This is a genomic window from Phocaeicola sp. RTP21198st1_B8_RTP21198_201120, from assembly GCF_040929485.1.
Classification (GTDB): Bacteria; Bacteroidota; Bacteroidia; order Bacteroidales; family Bacteroidaceae; genus Phocaeicola; species Phocaeicola dorei.
Window position 1 is genome coordinate 24,755 of sequence record NZ_JBCOCI010000009.1, and the last position, 17,244, is coordinate 41,998.

The 17,244-nt window shown below is 45.1% G+C and carries 18 protein-coding genes and 2 pseudogenes; 10 read left to right on the forward strand and 10 right to left on the reverse strand.

The features are described 5' to 3' along the window. Window positions 1-4: 4 nt before the first annotated feature. A complete protein-coding gene (locus AB5935_RS06465; protein ID WP_004329304.1) occupies window positions 5-664 on the reverse strand; it encodes a helix-turn-helix domain-containing protein in 660 nt (219 codons plus the stop codon). A 23-nt stretch (window positions 665-687) separates the two neighbouring features. Between AB5935_RS06465 and AB5935_RS06470 the strand changes: the two genes are divergently transcribed. After that, entirely contained in the window at window positions 688-876 is a 189-nt protein-coding gene (locus AB5935_RS06470) for a hypothetical protein (RefSeq protein ID WP_005775886.1), read from the forward strand. Between the two features lie 47 nt (window positions 877-923). Here the strand turns inward: AB5935_RS06470 and AB5935_RS06475 are convergent, their stop codons facing one another. Next, on the reverse strand, window positions 924-1,823 hold the full coding sequence (locus AB5935_RS06475; RefSeq protein ID WP_004329302.1) for a helix-turn-helix domain-containing protein: 900 nt from the start codon (window positions 1,821-1,823) through the stop codon (window positions 924-926). 130 nt (window positions 1,824-1,953) lie between these two features. Here AB5935_RS06475 and AB5935_RS06480 point away from each other — a divergent pair, with 130 nt between their 5' ends. The 4 genes and pseudogenes from AB5935_RS06480 to AB5935_RS06495 form a co-directional block, all read left to right on the forward strand. Beyond that, window positions 1,954-2,730 (forward strand): MBL fold metallo-hydrolase, encoded by a 777-nt coding sequence (locus tag AB5935_RS06480; RefSeq protein ID WP_004329300.1) that lies wholly within the window; start codon window positions 1,954-1,956, stop codon window positions 2,728-2,730. Further along, the gene (locus tag AB5935_RS06485; protein WP_004329299.1) at window positions 2,727-3,395 is read left to right on the forward strand and encodes a radical SAM mobile pair protein A; all 669 of its coding nucleotides are present in this window, start codon (window positions 2,727-2,729) and stop codon (window positions 3,393-3,395) included. Before AB5935_RS06480 ends, AB5935_RS06485 begins: the two co-directional genes overlap by 4 nt. After that, window positions 3,392-4,267, forward strand: coding sequence for a radical SAM mobile pair protein B (locus AB5935_RS06490; RefSeq protein ID WP_004329298.1), 876 nt, complete (start codon window positions 3,392-3,394; stop codon window positions 4,265-4,267). Before AB5935_RS06485 ends, AB5935_RS06490 begins: the two co-directional genes overlap by 4 nt. Beyond that, window positions 4,268-4,759 (forward strand): annotated as a pseudogene (locus AB5935_RS06495) (sensor histidine kinase); the annotation flags it as partial. 274 nt (window positions 4,760-5,033) lie between these two features. On the opposite strand, the gene AB5935_RS06500 reads toward AB5935_RS06495, so the two are convergent. The 3 genes from AB5935_RS06500 to AB5935_RS06510 form a co-directional block, all read right to left on the reverse strand. After that, window positions 5,034-5,672 carry a recombinase family protein gene (locus AB5935_RS06500; protein WP_007564634.1) on the reverse strand — a complete coding sequence of 213 codons (639 nt, stop codon included), beginning with the start codon at window positions 5,670-5,672 and terminating at the stop codon, window positions 5,034-5,036. A 241-nt stretch (window positions 5,673-5,913) separates the two neighbouring features. Next, a complete protein-coding gene (locus tag AB5935_RS06505; protein WP_005868798.1) occupies window positions 5,914-6,750 on the reverse strand; it encodes a virulence RhuM family protein in 837 nt (278 codons plus the stop codon). A gap of 3 nt (window positions 6,751-6,753) precedes the next feature. Then, the gene (locus AB5935_RS06510) at window positions 6,754-7,083 is read right to left on the reverse strand and encodes a hypothetical protein (RefSeq protein WP_005868799.1); all 330 of its coding nucleotides are present in this window, start codon (window positions 7,081-7,083) and stop codon (window positions 6,754-6,756) included. A 286-nt stretch (window positions 7,084-7,369) separates the two neighbouring features. Between AB5935_RS06510 and AB5935_RS06515 the strand changes: the two genes are divergently transcribed. Both AB5935_RS06515 and AB5935_RS06520 read left to right on the forward strand, forming a co-directional pair. Then, window positions 7,370-8,128, forward strand: a complete 759-nt coding sequence (locus AB5935_RS06515) for a ParA family protein (protein ID WP_005868802.1) — start codon at window positions 7,370-7,372, stop codon at window positions 8,126-8,128. Window positions 8,129-8,132: 4 nt separating this feature from the next. Beyond that, the gene (locus AB5935_RS06520) at window positions 8,133-8,390 is read left to right on the forward strand and encodes a hypothetical protein (RefSeq protein ID WP_005648607.1); all 258 of its coding nucleotides are present in this window, start codon (window positions 8,133-8,135) and stop codon (window positions 8,388-8,390) included. Window positions 8,391-8,578: 188 nt separating this feature from the next. Here AB5935_RS06520 and AB5935_RS06525 read toward each other — a convergent pair whose 3' ends face one another. From AB5935_RS06525 to AB5935_RS06535, 3 genes are read right to left on the reverse strand one after another with little or no spacing between them, the layout of a single operon-like run. Next, window positions 8,579-9,715: a fimbrillin family protein gene (locus tag AB5935_RS06525; RefSeq protein WP_171030154.1), complete on the reverse strand. Its 1,137-nt coding sequence runs from the start codon at window positions 9,713-9,715 to the stop codon at window positions 8,579-8,581. Window positions 9,716-9,760: 45 nt separating this feature from the next. Further along, the gene (locus tag AB5935_RS06530; protein WP_005868808.1) at window positions 9,761-10,681 is read right to left on the reverse strand and encodes a DUF5119 domain-containing protein; all 921 of its coding nucleotides are present in this window, start codon (window positions 10,679-10,681) and stop codon (window positions 9,761-9,763) included. Continuing rightward, window positions 10,678-11,910, reverse strand: a complete 1,233-nt coding sequence (locus tag AB5935_RS06535) for a DUF3575 domain-containing protein (RefSeq protein ID WP_005868809.1) — start codon at window positions 11,908-11,910, stop codon at window positions 10,678-10,680. Before AB5935_RS06535 ends, AB5935_RS06530 begins: the two co-directional genes overlap by 4 nt. 303 nt (window positions 11,911-12,213) lie before the next feature. Between AB5935_RS06535 and AB5935_RS06540 the strand changes: the two genes are divergently transcribed. Further along, on the forward strand, window positions 12,214-13,275 hold the full coding sequence (locus AB5935_RS06540; RefSeq protein WP_005868810.1) for a LuxR C-terminal-related transcriptional regulator: 1,062 nt from the start codon (window positions 12,214-12,216) through the stop codon (window positions 13,273-13,275). A gap of 305 nt (window positions 13,276-13,580) precedes the next feature. Here AB5935_RS06540 and AB5935_RS06545 read toward each other — a convergent pair whose 3' ends face one another. Both AB5935_RS06545 and AB5935_RS06550 read right to left on the reverse strand, forming a co-directional pair. Next, complete coding sequence (locus AB5935_RS06545; protein WP_005868811.1) at window positions 13,581-14,861, reverse strand: ATP-binding protein; 1,281 nt, start codon at window positions 14,859-14,861, stop codon at window positions 13,581-13,583. A gap of 126 nt (window positions 14,862-14,987) precedes the next feature. Beyond that, window positions 14,988-15,147: pseudogene (locus tag AB5935_RS06550) on the reverse strand (helix-turn-helix domain-containing protein). A 129-nt stretch (window positions 15,148-15,276) separates the two neighbouring features. Here AB5935_RS06550 and AB5935_RS06555 point away from each other — a divergent pair. Together AB5935_RS06555 and AB5935_RS06560 are read left to right on the forward strand one after the other, a co-directional pair. Next, a complete protein-coding gene (locus AB5935_RS06555) occupies window positions 15,277-15,627 on the forward strand; it encodes a helix-turn-helix transcriptional regulator (protein WP_005868812.1) in 351 nt (116 codons plus the stop codon). Continuing rightward, entirely contained in the window at window positions 15,620-17,209 is a 1,590-nt protein-coding gene (locus AB5935_RS06560; protein WP_005868813.1) for a type II toxin-antitoxin system HipA family toxin, read from the forward strand. The genes AB5935_RS06555 and AB5935_RS06560 overlap by 8 nt, the downstream gene beginning before the upstream one ends. Window positions 17,210-17,244: the final 35 nt, after the last annotated feature.

A 17,244-nucleotide genomic window follows, 5' to 3' on the forward strand; every position in this document is an offset into this window, starting at 1 on the left:
ATTCTCACGACACTTGCGCTCTATATTCATTCGGAGTGTAACCTACCTCTTTCTTGAACAGTCGGGTAAAATGTTGCGGGTACTGAAAACCGAGATTATAGGCGATTTCATTAACGGTGTCGTCTGTAGATGCAAGTTCCGTCTTGGCTATTTCAATAGACTTGTCATGAATGAAATGCAGGGCGGTTGAACCTGTTTCTTTTTTCAATAAATCACTGAAATAGTTGGGCGAGAGGCAGAGCTTGTCTGCACAATACTGTACAGTGGGCAAGCCTATCCGTTTAGCAGCCCCATCATGGAAGTATTCGTCAAGCAACCGCTCAAATCTTGCGAGGATGTCTCGGTTTTGGTTGTCGCGTGTGATGAACTGACGGTCATAGAAACGTGTGCAGTAATCAAGGAACGTCTTGATGCTGTCTGTGATGAGGTTCTTGCTGTGACGGTGTATCGGATGGTTCAATTCATATTGAATCTTGTGGAAGCAATCCATGATGATTTGCCGTTCTTCCACACTAAGGTGCAATGCCTCGTTTGTCTCGTAGGAAAAGAACGAATATTCACGCATTATCCGCCCGAGAGGTGTATTCCGCAGCAGGTCGGGATGGAACATAAGCAGGTAGCCATCTGGTTGGAACTGCATGCCGTCATCTTCCGCACCGAACACCTGTCCGGGCGCGATAAATATCAGTGTGCATAATTATTCCTAAGTCTGTGAAACCGGAACGCATGAAGCAGAATCTCGACATATTAGACTTCACCCTGTCGGCCGACGACATGGCACGGATAAAGACGCTGGATACCGACAAGCCTTTCTTACTCGGCTCGCACGAAGATCCAGAAATCGTAAAATGGTTCATGCAGTACAAAAACGCCTGAACATCAACAACCATATTTCGATAGCCGCTATCGACTATATTAAGAAGTTATTCGTATATGCCTTTATTGTAATCCGTCATGTACTGAGTAAATGTTTTGCCTGTTTGCTGTTTGAAGAAGCGCATGAGATGGCTCGGATCAGAGAAATTGAAATCATCCGCCATTTCACTGACAGTGCGGTTGGAGAATAGCAATTCGTTCTTCAGTTCCTCAAGCAGACGTTGTTTTATCAAATGGGTAGCTGATACTCCGAATTGGGCTTTTACTGAGTTATTGAGTGTGATGCGACTGACATGAAGCATGTCTGCATATTCCTGCACCCGCTGGTGGGTGCGGATATTCTGTTCCAACAAGTCCTTGAACCGAAAAGCGAAATTGTTTTTAGCAATTTCAGCGGGCAAGCAATAGGCGGCAGCGTATGTACGATTGATAATCAGCAAAAGATAATATAGTAAGGAAACAATGATATTGTACGTATCGGACACTGGATTCATCAGCTCATACTTAATCTTTCCGAGCAGCCGCATATATTCCTTCATTTCGTCATGTGTGGCATTGATGTAAGGCGGCGTATCTGTCTGGTAACAATACAAAAGGCGAAAAACGAAGAACTTGTCGGCGATAAAAGTACGCATGAAATCTTCGCGGAATATAAGGAACGTGTAATCCAACGCCGTCTCATCTACATGCCACTCTTGTTGCTGATGGGGTGAAAGCAGGAGAACCATGCCGTCGCGCAGTTCAATCTTGCGGAAGTTCAGTAGCAAATATCCGTTTGCCTTACGGAAAAAGTAGAAGCTGAAGAAGTCTGTCTTAAACCGCTTGTTTTCTGTCAGCACAAGTCCGATGTCCTTGTTTATGGCAGTATTGATGTAAAAATCCACGCCGCAGCGTGTCTTGTTGAACGGTACGCTGACCAGTCGATCAGGGTTGATTATCTCGTCCATATCCTTGTCGTTTTTGCAAAGATAATAATTTCATTTATCAAAATGGCATAATTACCGTTTTTTCAGGCATAGATGTTTCGCCGGATTCTTCCGAACTTTGCACCCGTAATCAATAACAAGACATATAGTCATGAAAAAGACATCTACAGTACAATTGGTGCGCAATGCCACCTTGAAAATCAGGTATGCGGGACACACCATGCTAATTGACCCCGTTTTAGCCGACAAAGGCACTTTGATATCGGCCCTCGGTGTGAATAAAACACCGAGGGTACACCTCACCATTCCTATTCAGGATATTATCGGAGGCGTGGACATGGTGCTCCTGACCCACAATCACATCGACCATTACGAGCCGAGTGTCCCCACACATTTGCCCAAAGAAATTCCTTTCTACGTTCAGCCCCAGGACGCGGACGCCATCAGAAACGACGGATTTACAAATGTGATACCCATCGAAGAAATAAAAACAATAGACGGCATATCCATTTACCGCACGACCGGACATCATGGTTTCGGGCAGATCGGGCAGATGATGGGACCTGTATCAGGTTATGTGCTAAAAGCCGAGGGCTTCCCGACCGTTTATATAATGGGTGACTGCCGATGGGAAGCATGTATCCGAGACACCGTGGAACGGTTCAATCCTGACTATATCGTGGTAAACTCCGGAGGTGCAATCTTTCCCGAATTTTCCAAAACGGACGGTCCTATCATCCCCGACGAGAACGAAGTGATGCAGATACTTGACGAATTGCCTTCGCATATCAAGCTGATAGCCGTACACATGGATGCCATCGACCATTGCCAGACCACCCGTGCAATTCTGCGCAATGAGGCAACGCATCACGAAGCCGACATGAGCCGGCTGATTATCCCGGAGGACGGAGAAACAGTTGTGTTATGAGTGTCTGCATTAAATCCCTGATAAAAAACATGAACATAGTGGTAGGGTGCACTATAGGATGCCCTTACTGCTATGCCCGTAACAACTGCCGCCGTTTCCACATTACCGACGACTTTTCCGTGCCTGAATACATGGAACGAAAACTGCGCATCATCGATACGTCCCGTCCTCATGTGTGGCTCATGACAGGAATGAGCGATTTCTCCGATTGGAAGCCTGAATGGAACGCAGAAATTTTCGAGCGGATCAGCAGCAATCCCCAGCACGCCTATATCTTTCTGACGAAGCGCCCTGACAAAATCAGTTTCTCCTCTGACGACGAGAACGTATGGATGGGCGTGACCGTTACGCGCAGTTCCGAGAAAAGGAGGATTGATGATTTGAAAAAGAATATCAAAGCACGACACTACCATGTCACGTTTGAACCTCTCTTCGATGATATCGGCGAGATTGATTTCGAGGGAATTGACTGGATTGTCATAGGCACAGAGACCGGAAACCGAAAAGGAAAGTCATATTCGCGCCCCGAATGGGTGCTTAGCATTGCAGAACAGGCAAAGGCTCATGGCATACCGGTGTTCATGAAAGAGGATTTGCTGCCGATTATGGGCGACGAAAGAATGATTCAGGAATTGCCGGAACAATTTACCAGACGAATACAATGAATATGGATACAATAAAGGAAATAGATGTAAAGAGTGTAATGACCAAATCCTCTCTGCCGGTGGGAGGATATTCGGTCAACCCTTATGTAGGGTGTCCCCACGCCTGCAGGTATTGCTACGCATCGTTCATGAAACGGTTCACCGGGCACACCGAGCCGTGGGGTACGTTTTTAGATGTAAAAAACTGGAAGCCGATAACGAATCCTCATAAATACGACGGTGAACGTGTTGTAATAGGGTCTGTGACGGACGGTTACAATCCGTATGAAGAAGAATTCCACCGTACCCGAAGGCTGCTCGAAGAGCTGCGAGGAAGCGATGCCGAGATTATGATATGCACAAAGTCCGATCTTGTCCTTCGCGATCTCGACCTGTTGAAGAGTTTTCCCAAAGTGACTGTGTCATGGTCTGTCAATACGCTCGACGAGCAGTTCTGCGCAGATATGGACAACGCCGTAAGCATTGAACGCCGTCTGAAAGCGATGCGTCAGACATACGAGGCAGGTATCCGCACCGTATGCTTCGTCTCGCCCATATTCCCCAGAATAACAGACGTAAAGGCAATAATAGAGGAGGTAAAAGATTATGCTGATTTAATCTGGCTTGAAAACCTGAATTTACGCGGGCAGTTCAAAGGCGGGATAATGACGTATATCCGTGAGAAGTATCCTGACCTCATACCGCTTTACGAGGAAATTTACAATAAAAAAAGGCTTGAATACTGGCAGGCATTGGAGCAGGACATTTCAAATTACGCCAAGGAGCAGGGCTTCCCGTATCGTATAAACGATCTGCCATACGGACGCTCGGAAAAAGGCAAACCTGTCATCGTAAACTACTTCTACCACGAAAAAATACGATTGACAAAATGAGGCTATGCCGGACTGATGCAGAAAAGTTGTAGCGCGGATAAAAGCACCATGTATGTGGATAATATCCGGCAATCTTCCGAGCGTATGCGGGAGATGCTCAACACGCTGCTGGATTTCTTCCGTCTGGACAACGGCAAGGAGCAACCCAACCTTTCCCCTTGCAGGATTTCCGCAATCACGCATATTCTTGAAACGGAGTTCATGCCCATTGCCATGAACAAGGGGCTGACTTTGATAGTGGAGAGCCACACCGATGCGGTGGTTTTGACCGACAAGGAACGTATCCTGCAAATCGGCAACAACTTGTTGTCAAACGCCATCAAGTTCACGGATAACGGTAGTGTATCATTGGCAGCGGATTATGATAACGGTTTGCTGAAACTTATCGTTGAAGATACCGGTACGGGCATGACCGAAGATGAGCAACAACGAGTATTCGGTGCATTTGAACGTCTTTCAAATGCCGCCGCAAAAGACGGCTTCGGATTAGGCTTCCTGCAACCAGCCGTTATCCAACAGCCGGGTTAAATGCGTCCTCCCTATCTCGGCCGTCCCTTGCAGGACGACACAGCGGTCTTTCTCCTGGAGCTTTCTTAATTCCTCCAGTGAAGCCGCCATTTTCTCCGCCATTGTTGCCATAACCGTTTTTATTTAGATTCTGATTATTTTCGTGCAAATACTCGTTTTTAGACACGTGTAAATACTCGTTTTTAATTATGTGCATTTACTCGTATTTGTTGCAAAAATACAATATTTGTTCCGATAATCAGCTACTAATGAAGTCTTTTTTTACTTGTTGTATCGTCGAAACGGCCTTTCCCGTGAGCTTCGCCACGTTCCGGATCGAGTAGCCTTTCTTTAACAAGGCGATCGCCTCCCGGTATTCCTCTTTCCTCTGTTCGGCCGTTTTCCGGCTTCCCGGCTTCCGTCCCAGCCTGCCCCCTTTCTGGATGTACAACTCCCGTCCGCTATTAAGGCGGTCGATGATCCCCTGGCGTTCGATCGCGGCCAGTTCCCCCAACAGGGTAGTGATCAGAGAGGACAAGGGGTTTACCGTCTTGTCCGGCCGTAACGTTTCCAGGTTCAGGTTTTGAATATACACGCATATTTTATGCGTGTGCAGCGTATCGAGTGACTTTAGGATCTCCAGGGTTGAACGCCCCAGGCGTGAGATCTCGGTCAGCAACAACATATCCACCCGGTTCTGCGGATCTGTGCAGTATTCCAGGCAACGGCTTAAAACCGGGCGTTCGATATTGGCCTTTCGTCCGCTTATCTTTTCCTCAAAGACCGCCGTCACCTCGTACCCCCGTCCGGCTGCGAACCTCTCCAGATCGACAACCTGCCGTTCGGTCGATTGCCTGGCCGACTGCGAGCTTACACGTGAATAAATAACCACATTCATCCCTTTTGCTTTTGTTCTTCCTTATCTATTGTTTTAATCACCTTATCCACCTCTTTCAAGGAGGCATTATTTCCGGATCTATCCAAAAAAGAAATTCGCTAATTAACCTATAATTACTATCTTTGCATTGTAATGCTTGGTAAAGCCTCTGTTATCAAAACACGTAACCAAGTCAAGGATATACCCGTTCATCAAGAACGGGTTTTTCTTTTGCGACAGCCCATTCATAAGACAAAGGATATTATAACAGGTCAGTAATCACAGCCGCCGGAATATCCAGCTTTGAGAAAGCGAACATCTTTTTCCCCAGATCCTTTAACGAGGCTCCGATATGGTACACGTCCGTTTCATCAACGATCAGGAAACGGTCGTGACTGTCCCGGTACGTCCTGATGTCGATAGGTGGGTACTGGCTGTTATGCCTGTCAAGATCAAGTTGGAGTTGCTGCGTGATACGCTGGGTGTAAATGGTGGCCGAGACACCGACGCTGCGTTTACTCAACATGAGCAAGACCGTTTCGTCCACATAGTTGTCGATAAGCACGATCGAACGCCTGGCCGACTTTACCAGATCGGTAGCGAACTTGTACGCATCGAAAATCTGGCCGTTATAAAAAATGCCTTCGACCGGGGGCAAGGCAGTACGCACAAAAAAATCTATCTTCTCGGTATGTTGAGCGACAGTCCTTTCAAGTTCTGACAAACGTTTATTAATGGAATACCCTTTTAAAAGATAGTCCTTTAAAACCTTATTCGCCCATTGCCTAAATAAAATACCTCTTTTACTATTGACACGAAACCCAATGGATATGATCGCATCCAAATTGTAATAAGTCAGATTGCGCATCACTTGCCGTTTGCCTTCCTGTCGAACTGTTCGGAAATCCCGAACAGTTGAACTTTCCTCTAATTCTTTCTGATCATATATGTTTTTTATATGCTCGCTTATATTTGCTTTGCTGGATTGAAAAAGATCCACAATTTGCGCCTGTGTCAGCCAAACGGTTTCATCTTCCAGCCTCACTTCCAACCTGACCGCTTCATCCGGCTGGTATAATATGATTTCTCCCTGTTCCATTACTTATTTACCTTTTCTTAATTCATCAAGCCTCTGCATCGCACCGCTGAACTTCTCACTAAACATCATATCATCGGGCAAAACAAACCAGGTGGGAATACCTCTCGACTGTGGATTACCTATACATTCATCTTGCCCGTTCTGTTTGCGGTAATCGTCCCATTCACTATAAGCGATGTTCCAACGAATACCTAATTTATAGGTATTTTCCCATTTAATAATAGCCAGTGAATAGGCCGGATCATCTTTGCCGTCATAAATCACTTCTACAACTTCAACCACCCCTTTAGGGGAATTTATAAACTTCGGATTTTTATACGAATAAGTGCTCATGTCTTTTATTTTTTATTCATAGCACACAAAGATACTCAAAACAAATATATACATATATACATACGTATGATTAACGTATAAAAACATTTATGGTTATTCTAATCTTTGATTAATTCCGGTACAGAAACAAAACGTACCGAAAGACGGAAACAGGATTTATTTCGGTACGCTTCCCCGATCGGTACAAAAAACACGCAAAAAACGAAAATACTACTTTTAGTCTTTTAGTATATTAGTATTTTGACTATATGTTGCGGACATGACAACCATTTAAAAAACTGAATTTATGAGCAAAGCAAAAGTAATCTCCGTATTGAATCACAAGGGGGGAGTAGGAAAGACCACAACCACGATCAACCTGGGCGGTGCGTTACGTCAAAAAGGGTACAAGGTTCTTTTGATCGACCTTGACGGGCAGGCCAACCTGACCGAATCGCTGGGCTTCTCTGCGGAGCTTCCCCAAACGATCTACGGTGCGATGAAAGGCGAATACGACCTGCCGATCTACGAGCATAAGGACGGCCTTAGCGTCGTTCCCTCCTGCCTGGATCTCTCGGCCGTTGAAACGGAGTTAATCAACGAGGCCGGACGGGAGCTTATCTTAGCCCACCTTATCAAGGGCCAAAAGGAGAAATTCGATTATATCCTGATCGACTGTCCCCCCTCGCTGTCGCTGCTCACGCTTAACGCACTGACGGCCTCGGATCGGTTGATTATCCCGGTTCAGGCTCAATTCCTGGCAATGCGTGGAATGGCCAAACTTATGCAGGTCGTCCACAAGGTGCAGCAACGTTTGAACTCGGATCTTTCGATAGCCGGGGTTCTGATAACCCAGTACGACGGAAGAAAGAACCTGAACAAGAGCGTTTCGGAACTGGTACAGGAAACATTCCAGGGCAAAGTGTTCAGCACCCATATACGCAACGCCATTACGCTGGCCGAAGCCCCGACACAAGGGCAGGATATTTTTCACTATGCCCCCAAATCTGCCGGGGCAGAGGACTACGAAAAGGTATGTAACGAACTGCTAACAGAAATAAAGTAACCATATGGCAAAGAAGAACGATTTAAAAAACAGTATGTCGGCCGGGCTGACCGGGGGATTAGACAGCCTGATCCAATCCACGGCCGGGCAAAAAGAGGCTCAAAAGCCGAAGAAAGCGAAAACCGTGCATTGTAATTTTGTCATGGACGAAACCTATCACCAGAACTTAAAGCTGATCGCGATCCGCAAAGGCGATTCGCTAAAATCGGTATTGCAAGAGGCTATATCTGACTACTTGGATAAAAACAGTTCCCTGCTATAACAGCGTATCGGGAATATACAGGGCAAACACTCCACAAAAGAAATTCTCCAGGAAAAAGGTACGCAAAAAGCACCCCTACACATCAAAAAGTATATTGAAAATGCGATTCCCTATAAAGAACCCGTTGGCGGGATTAATCTTGCGTATGTTTAACCTGCCAACGGGTACGATATTGATAAACTTTTTGTTTAAGGTTTAACGTTTACGTTGCTATTTGCATCAACCCAGCCTGTTGTCTCTGCATCAAACTGGATCGGATTCAACACAGCCTCTCCCTGATCAGTATAACCACCACCGAAAATCAACGTGTAGATATGACGCTTGCCCGCTACCCATGTATCTCCGAACGGAACATAAATTGTTCCGTAACTATCTGCTGAACCCAACAGATAACCTCCGGACTGCTGGATTTTGCAGGTGATCGACAGGTAACATTGATGCGCACCGTCGGCTTTTATCTTGGTATTGGTGGCTTCTTCGGAAACTTTCCATGCTGTCAGCTTCTGTGGTATATTCAGCATAGGAGTTTTTTCGGAAATATCGGTAGCTGTGGTATTACTATTGACCTCGATGAATTTGCCTTGCACTACGGTAATAAAACCTCCTCCTGTAGAGCTTTCAGGCCAATCACCCACAGCCCAACTTCCCGTTCCATCGGCTGTCGCAGGCAATGTGTAGACGCCGCCCATTTTTACATTAAAAATCTTGATGTCCTTTATATTCACCTGCATGTTATCGTATTCGGTCTTTGCTTTGAATACGACCTGTGACAGAATATGCTTGAAGTTAAATTTCACTACTCCGTTGTTCTTGTCTTTTGTCTGGCCTTTGGCTATGGCATACATCACGTCGTAGTTTTCATGAGCATTGATACCAGATCCATACTCATCGGAGCAGGAATAAGTTATCTTTTGAGTATCCTTGGTGGCTTCCCACATATAACTCCACTGCATGGCTTCATCAACCGTTCCGGGATTGAATGCGTAAAAGTCCAAAGCCTCGGTAGGCCAATAACGAAGGTCGCTCGCATTTTTATAATCCCACTTACCATTATTGTACACGATATTCACTCCGTCATGTCCAAAATCCGTGTCTACCTTTCCCATGAAGGCAGTACCATCCGCCGTAAAAGCGAACACGTCGAAATCGGTGTTCTTCAAGTTGGTGTTGGTAGTAGGGGTAGCCCTCGTTTCCGCCGCATTACTTAACACGTTAAAACCAATCGCATTCCGTGAGGAGGTTTCCACATTCGCAATCTCCTCGTCTGAGCAACCCATGAGTAGAGCTCCAAAGATTGCCCAAAGCATTACTGTACTTTTTTTCATAAATAAAAATAAATCAAATTGATACATATAATTAATAAACTCATATTACAACACTATATCCATATTCACATCATCCCAATCATCAACGTCCACATCAAATCCCGCACCGTCACTTCCCGGCTCGGATGGAACCTCATAATCAAAATTCAACACCAGATGCACATCACCGACATGCCCCACTACCGGGACATCATGCACTTGGCCGCTCACGTCCTGTTCCAATACAGACATGCTGCCTGAACGGTTCTTGAGATACAACCGGAAAACATTGGGCTCTCCTTCAAGTGCGGAATGTCCAAACGTATAGAATCCGCCTATAATCTGATTCCGTGAAACCATTCCATCAAAGAGCAGGCTCTCCGAAAGACCGGCGGGCAAACTGTCGGCGGACATGTTAAGCGAGCCGGACATGCCGGAAAGAGCGGCCCGCAAATCCGCCACCCTATCCAGTCCCCGAAGACCGTTCACCTCATACGTGTAGTGACATACCATGTTTACGGGAGTCAGCCGTACTATCTCCGCGCTTCCTCCCGGAATGTCCTTGAGGATAACTTCGTCTATATGGTCGCCACACAGCCAAGGTGGGGTGACAGCCATTGTCCGGTTATCCGGCGACTGCACATCACGCGTATCGGCAGTAAAAAGCGTGTAACTGCCGTTTTCTTTCCAAACCATCCCGTCGGTATCGTAGTTGAAGCAAATTACCCGGTAATCATTCTCGGGAAGCTCCACTTCCCCATCCTCTCCTCCGGGGAAATCAAATATCCACGTGTTGCTTTCATCGTCGGTCGGATAAAATACGACCCTCATGCCTTCAGGCTTGTCATGATTGGAAATCTTGGTCCAGTCGAATATTACCCGCACCGTGGCAAAGTGCGGATGATCGTAACATAAATCCTTATGCTCACAAGCCGTCAGTCCTATCCATAAAAATATGAACACCAGACTAAAGCGTATCCGTATCACTGCCTGCCTCCTTTCTTCCGGCTATAATTCCCCCGCCCGATCAACCACACCAAAGAGATACCCGCCTTGGTCGGGCCGAACCAGCGGCGGTTTTTAGTGGTCTGCCATACATAGTGACCGTCCAAAGGGATGTACTCCTTGTACGATCCTCCAAGGTAGCCGATTCCCAACGTGAAATCCACATTGAACCGATGTCCCACAGGTAACGAGTAGCCGTAAGCCACGCCTCCCCCGTAACTCCATTTATCCCCCAAGTAACCTTTCCCACCCAATTCGAAATCATAGGTGACGATCTGCCCGTACAATCCGACATGATGCCCGGAAAACGGTTTTTCCACCGCTCTCCGACCGAACCAGCGGCGCAACTCCACATCTCCCCCATAGATACGCCAATAATTATGCTTCCGATCACTTTTCCACCAGGCATACATCCAATTCCCGGCCACAGACCAGTTCTTCCCCAAACAGAACTCAACCCCGATGTCAGGTATCAAAACAGCGTCATAAAGCAAGTTTGTTTTCACCGCCATGCAAAACGGCCGTTTCTTTACCGGAGCTATGACGGTAACGGTATCACGGATGCACAACGTATCACGTGTATGTATATATACCGTATCTCTGACGGGATTTATCGGATCACTATCATAGCATATTTTCACCATCGACGAACGAAGTTTCGGAAAATGGAATTTATACAAATATGAGTATGGCCTCCCCCCTTTCAGTCTTTTCAGTTCTCCCCCCAAATAAGGGCTGTCCTGGTTTTCCAAACGGACGATCTTCTCCAACAAACGAAGGACATCCTCCCTCTCCGGAACATTCACATCCGCTCTCACCATCGTTATAAGTCCGTTCCAGTCGCTTCCCGAAAAATGAAAATCCTTCTCCAATACCGGAATCTTTATATAAGGTGATATATACCGCCACAAAACCTCTGCTCGTTTTTCAGACAGCCTTCCATTCAACAGCCCCCCTCCTTCCGGGGAAGCTCCTCCTATTATTTGAATTTTCCTGATAAGACGGACGGAGTCGTTCAATGCGGAACAGATTTTAGCAAACCGCTCCATCTCGTTCCCATTGTCAAGTAAACATGTATCTATATTTACCTTTCCTTGATGAAAATAGATCCTTACCGAATCACGCTTCTCCTGAGCGGATATTTCTCCGCTTATACTCAACACGAGCACGAACAATACACATTTAATATAAAAAAAACATCTTTTCGTCATTTAATCATTTGTTAATATGACAATCCAAACCCAGGCTTTTACACCCCCTGAATTTCAACCGCTAAAGATATGCACTTATAAACCAACCTCCAAAGCAAAAAACAAGTATTTTAAACTTATAAATACTTAAAAAGACAACCACACAACAGCTACAACACTTACCACAGCAGCCAATCACGCTTACACAACAATTAAAAACACTTAACATCATAAAGAAAAGTACTTAAACATACAAAAAAAAAAAAAAAACAGTTATTTTTGCAGGAAACATTATACTTAATAACACTTAAAACAATAAAACACATGAAAATCAGCACAAAAGCCGCCTCTTTTCTAAGTTCAATAAAAACTCAAACTTACGACAAAAAAGAAAGAGAAATGATAATAACGTATCAACAAAAACGAGTCTTTCATCTATCCCTGCTCATGCTGGTCTTATGCGCACCCATATACATATATTCAGTTCCATTTCCCAATGAACAGTTTTATTATATTAACAGCGTATTATTCCTGTTTATCATTATGTGCACTCTCGCTTATTTTAAAAAGAGAGTAAATCTGACCACGACCTTTTCCATTATACTGATAGCCATACATATCGAGATTTTTATCGAAATAATTTATTGCTCAATATGTAGCGGATATGAATATAGTTATCAAAGAGCATTGATAATGAGTAACATTACTATCTCTCTCTTATTTACCATGCTTTCCATCTGTGCCTATATGAGTAATATCTCCATCCTATTGTCCTCCCTTACCATAGCTTCCTATACAATCTGCACACTTATCACCGACGAACCGTTCCTATACAGTTATCTGCCTTTGATCATCATCATATACACCATGATCCCCTTATTAGGAAGATCCTTACACAGTAATATCAGCAGCTTGCTAAAAAGTAGCAACTTGCTAAAAGAGGAAGAGGAAATGCTTTTGAAACGTCTCCAAATGAAAAAGGAAGAACTATTCGCGTTCGCCGAGTTGTTAAGCGAGAATAACCCGGAAGAAAAGACAAGCTCCCTGTTAAACATAATAGGGGAACAATCCAAAGAAAATCTTTTTACAGCCCTTGCCGCATACCAGAAAAAGGAAAAAAGTAAACTTGATACAATCAGGAGAATATATCCCAATTTATCCCCGTCCGAATTAAACATCTGCCGTTTAATACTGCAAGACAAGACCGTCAGCCAAATATGCGAATTATTACATCGGAGTAGCGGAAACATAACCAGCCAACGAGCGAACATACGTGCCAAACTCGGACTGAAAAAAAGCGACAATTTAAAAGAAGCATTACAAGAACGCATGAGGCTGTATGAAGAAGAAGAACACCGGCAAGAAGAGTTTTCAGCCATGCGTTAGGGATTGCAGAGTAAAGCCCACAGCCTTTAGGCGAGGACTTGAAACGTAAAGCCCGACCGTCCCACAGGAACGCCCAAAAGAAAAAGAATCCCCCGAACATTCATCCGGGGGACATCCAAGCCGTCACATCAATTATAATACAGATTCAGATCATCCGTGCCAATCTCCTTTCCGTCCCGGAAAACAAGGCGTAAATCAATCCTCTCTCTGTTTTCATTGCCACAAAGATAGACATACCGGCCAACATACGCATCATACTTATCAATCAGTTCTAACGGTATGACCGGCATGGGAAAAGGATACACCTATATTGCATATAGCGGAAAATTTGTAAGATTACCCTGTACTTTATAAGGCAACATAGAAAATCTCTCCGCATGCAATTCCGGTCTTTTTCCCAGTAATGCTGTCAACGAATTGGCCCGGACATTCCCTTCGGCCTTCACTTCTATCGGCACCATTTGGGCATTACGTTGAATAACAAAATCCAACTCAAGACGCGAATTGTCTGTGTTATGGTAATAAATCGGTGACACGCCCTTACTTTTCATCTGCTGCAATACATACTGTTCAGTCATTCCTCCCTTGTATTCCTTAAATATGTCGTTTTTAATCAAGACTTGGGCCGGATCTGTCTTGACCATAGCACCCATAAGCCCCAAATCAACCATATAGAGTTTGAAAGCCGACAGGTCTTCATAAATATCAAGCGGAAGCTCCGGTTTGGTACATCGAGGCACTTTATACAACAACCCGGCATTTACAAGCCATTGAATGGCCATCTCAAAATCATTGGCTCTGGCACCTTTTCGCAAAGCTCCGTAAATGAATTTCTTGTTTTCTTTAAATAATTGGGAAGGAATGCTGTTCCATACCATTCGGACACGCGGAACCTGTTCTTTGGGCGCATGTTTTGAGAAGTCAAGATCATAGCCTTGCAAAATCTCCGACTGTATTCTTCTGACTTCCAGCAAGGAATCCGTTTCTACATATTTGAGTACAACTTCCGGCATACCACCTACATAATAATATTGCCGAAGGAGATCCGTATATTTGTCATGCAGGAGGCTTATCGTTTCAAAATCCCCACTCATAAGCAATTTACAAGCTTCTTCTTCTCCCTTGGCGACAAGAAACTCTTCAAAGTTCATAGGAAATATATTGATGACATTTACCTTCCCTACGGGATAAGACACATCCTGATGAAGGGATATCCCCAAAAGTGAACCTGCCACAGCTATATGATACTCCGGAACCTCCTCTTTAAAATACTTCAAAGATTCCAGTGCTTCCGGGATATCTTGTATCTCATCAAGGATAATAAGCGTATCACCCGGAGTAATGTCAACGGAAGTCATCGCACGCAGCCCCCGTAAAATTCTGTCAACATTGAAATCCTGAGAAAAAAGCTGGCGTGCAAGGTTATTCTTACGGCATACCACATAAGCCTCTTTTTTGTATTCAAGTTTGGCAAACTCATGGAGCAGCCATGTTTTCCCAACTTGTCGGGCACCATTTAAAATCAGAGGTTTTCTATCCTCACGGTTTTTCCATTCTATAAGTTGTTGCAAAACAAATCTTTTCATCTACAAACAGCATTTTTATACATGTAAAAACAGCGTATAATACATTTATCCGCACTTATTTAAAGCACAAATATACTAAAATAAACAGATAATAGAAGCAATCTTATACATTTTTCCGCACTTTAATCAACTCCAATGGAAAGCAGTAGCCAATTTAGGATTGCCTTCTCCACGCTCGATGGCCACCAGCGTATTGATGCCCACGCCCGCCAGTTCGGAGAAGTTCCAGCTGATTGACCTTCAAACTCTTCCTGCACTCTTTAATCATCTTTCCTAGCTCTTTCATATTCACAACACATTGTGATTTTAGTCAGTTTTCATCCTAGTTCAAAGAAAAAAACAGCCGATAAAGCAACTATAATCATTGTATTCATATAGATTAACATCATATATTCAAGTTAATCTATATATTTACATGGATTATTTGTATATTTGCAAAAAAGGAACAACCATGTGGAATGAAATGAGCAATCCAGCTGTGCTGATGAGAATCGGCCAGCGCATCAAAGAGACACGTATCAGGCAGCATATCACGCAGGAAGAACTGGCAACGGCTTCCGGTGTAAGCCCCTTGACCGTTGCGAACATCGAGAAGGGCAAATCGGTATCGCTGCTGTTGTTCATCAGCGTACTCCGCTCGCTCGGCCTGCTGGAGAACCTGGAGCAACTGGTACCGGAAATCCGGGTCAGCCCGATAGAGCTCAAAAAACTGCAAGGAAAGAAACGCTACCGTGTACGCCATTTAAAACAAGATAACCATGAATGATTTGATAGTAGATGTAAAGCTATGGGGAGAAAGCGTAGGCTCTCTCTATTGGGAAAAGGAAAGCAATGCCGCCTTGTTCGACTATGAACGGAAGTTCATCCGCTCCGGTCTTGACATTTCTCCCATCATCATGCCCATCAGCCAGTACAGGAACACCCCCTACCGGTTCCTTGAAAACCGTACCGACTGTTTCAAGGGGTTGCCCGGCCTGTTTGCCGATTCACTGCCGGACACTTTCGGAAACCAGATCATCAATGAATGGTTTGCCAGCAAGGGATTGTCCGGAGAAGAGATTACCCCTTTAGACAGGCTTTGCTATGTAGGCAAACGTGGCATGGGCGCACTGGAGTTTGAGCCGTCCTCGCCAATCAACGGCATGAACGAATCATCAGTGCTCCATATCGAGGAACTGACTGAGCTTGCCAAATCCGTATTCACGGACAGAATGGCTTTTCAGGTCCAACTGCGCCAGGAAGGAAGAAACATTCTGGATATACTGAAAGTGGGAACATCTGCCGGAGGTGCCAAGCCCAAGGCCATCATCGCCTACAACGATATTACCGGAGAGGTACGCTCCGGACAGGTAAAAGCTCCTGAAGGATTCGGGTATTGGCTGTTGAAATTTGATGGCGGCAAATACAGCGAACACACGCAGATAACGGACAATCCACAAGGAATAGGAAATATCGAATATGCCTATCACCGGATGGCAAAAGCCTGCGGTATCGATATGATGGAATGCCGGTTACTTCAGGAAAAAGAGTCATATCACTTTATGACACGACGTTTTGACCGTATGGAAGACGGAGAGAAGATCCATGTACAGACATTGGCCGGGCTTGCCCACTATGACCGTGACCAACGCCATTCATACGAAGAGATATTCCGTATCATGCGGCAGATGAACCTCCCTTATCCAGAGCAGGAGGAACTATACCGAAGAATGGTGTTCAACGTCATGAGCCGGAACCATGACGACCATAGCAAGAACTTATCTTTCCTGATGGATAGACAAGGGAAGTGGAAACTGGCCCCAGCATACGACCTCTGCTACTCATACACACCGGGCGGCAAATGGACGAACCGCCACCAGCTGTCACTCAACGGCAAACAAGACAATTTCACGATGGAAGATCTGCAAAAGGTAGGTGAGAACATGGGTATCCGGAAACACAAACAGATTATCGAAGAGATACAGGAAACCGTATCGCATTGGCATGAGACTGCCAAGGATTGCGGGGTCAAGCCGGAACACGCCGATTTTATCGGAGAAAACCTGCTCTTGTTCGGCAAGCAACTGCATACGATCCATATGCCGGACATTGCCAACGAACAAGAGCAGGCTTTCATGAAGGCTATGCGAAATGATGACTTCAATACCATTCTGAAACTGAAGATGAGAGGATATCAGCCATCGGAGAACACACTGAAAAGCCTCCAGCCGGATGTATCCGCCACCACCTTCATCGCTGCCGCCAAAATCTTCCAAATGGAAGGGATGCTAAAAAGCCTTCAGGACATAAAACCCGCGCAAAGCCCGATTACAGGCGGCAATAAACGTAGCATGGAATTGGGGGATTAGCACACAAACTACATCGCGCACAATTCAATATAACA

Coding starts and splice junctions, on each gene's coding strand:
- AB5935_RS06540 (WP_005868810.1), top strand. CDS start 12,214: ATGAAAATCAGCACAAAAGCCGCCTCTTTTCTAAGTTCAATAAAAACT.
- AB5935_RS06525 (WP_171030154.1), bottom strand. CDS start 9,715: ATGAAAAAAAGTACAGTAATGCTTTGGGCAATCTTTGGAGCTCTACTC.
- AB5935_RS06515 (WP_005868802.1), top strand. CDS start 7,370: ATGAGCAAAGCAAAAGTAATCTCCGTATTGAATCACAAGGGGGGAGTA.
- AB5935_RS06560 (WP_005868813.1), top strand. CDS start 15,620: ATGAATGATTTGATAGTAGATGTAAAGCTATGGGGAGAAAGCGTAGGC.
- AB5935_RS06535 (WP_005868809.1), bottom strand. CDS start 11,910: ATGACGAAAAGATGTTTTTTTTATATTAAATGTGTATTGTTCGTGCTC.
- AB5935_RS06475 (WP_004329302.1), bottom strand. CDS start 1,823: ATGGACGAGATAATCAACCCTGATCGACTGGTCAGCGTACCGTTCAAC.
- AB5935_RS06555 (WP_005868812.1), top strand. CDS start 15,277: ATGGATTATTTGTATATTTGCAAAAAAGGAACAACCATGTGGAATGAA.
- AB5935_RS06490 (WP_004329298.1), top strand. CDS start 3,392: ATGAATATGGATACAATAAAGGAAATAGATGTAAAGAGTGTAATGACC.
- AB5935_RS06510 (WP_005868799.1), bottom strand. CDS start 7,083: ATGAGCACTTATTCGTATAAAAATCCGAAGTTTATAAATTCCCCTAAA.
- AB5935_RS06520 (WP_005648607.1), top strand. CDS start 8,133: ATGGCAAAGAAGAACGATTTAAAAAACAGTATGTCGGCCGGGCTGACC.
- AB5935_RS06480 (WP_004329300.1), top strand. CDS start 1,954: ATGAAAAAGACATCTACAGTACAATTGGTGCGCAATGCCACCTTGAAA.
- AB5935_RS06485 (WP_004329299.1), top strand. CDS start 2,727: ATGAGTGTCTGCATTAAATCCCTGATAAAAAACATGAACATAGTGGTA.
- AB5935_RS06505 (WP_005868798.1), bottom strand. CDS start 6,750: ATGGAACAGGGAGAAATCATATTATACCAGCCGGATGAAGCGGTCAGG.
- AB5935_RS06500 (WP_007564634.1), bottom strand. CDS start 5,672: ATGAATGTGGTTATTTATTCACGTGTAAGCTCGCAGTCGGCCAGGCAA.
- AB5935_RS06545 (WP_005868811.1), bottom strand. CDS start 14,861: ATGAAAAGATTTGTTTTGCAACAACTTATAGAATGGAAAAACCGTGAG.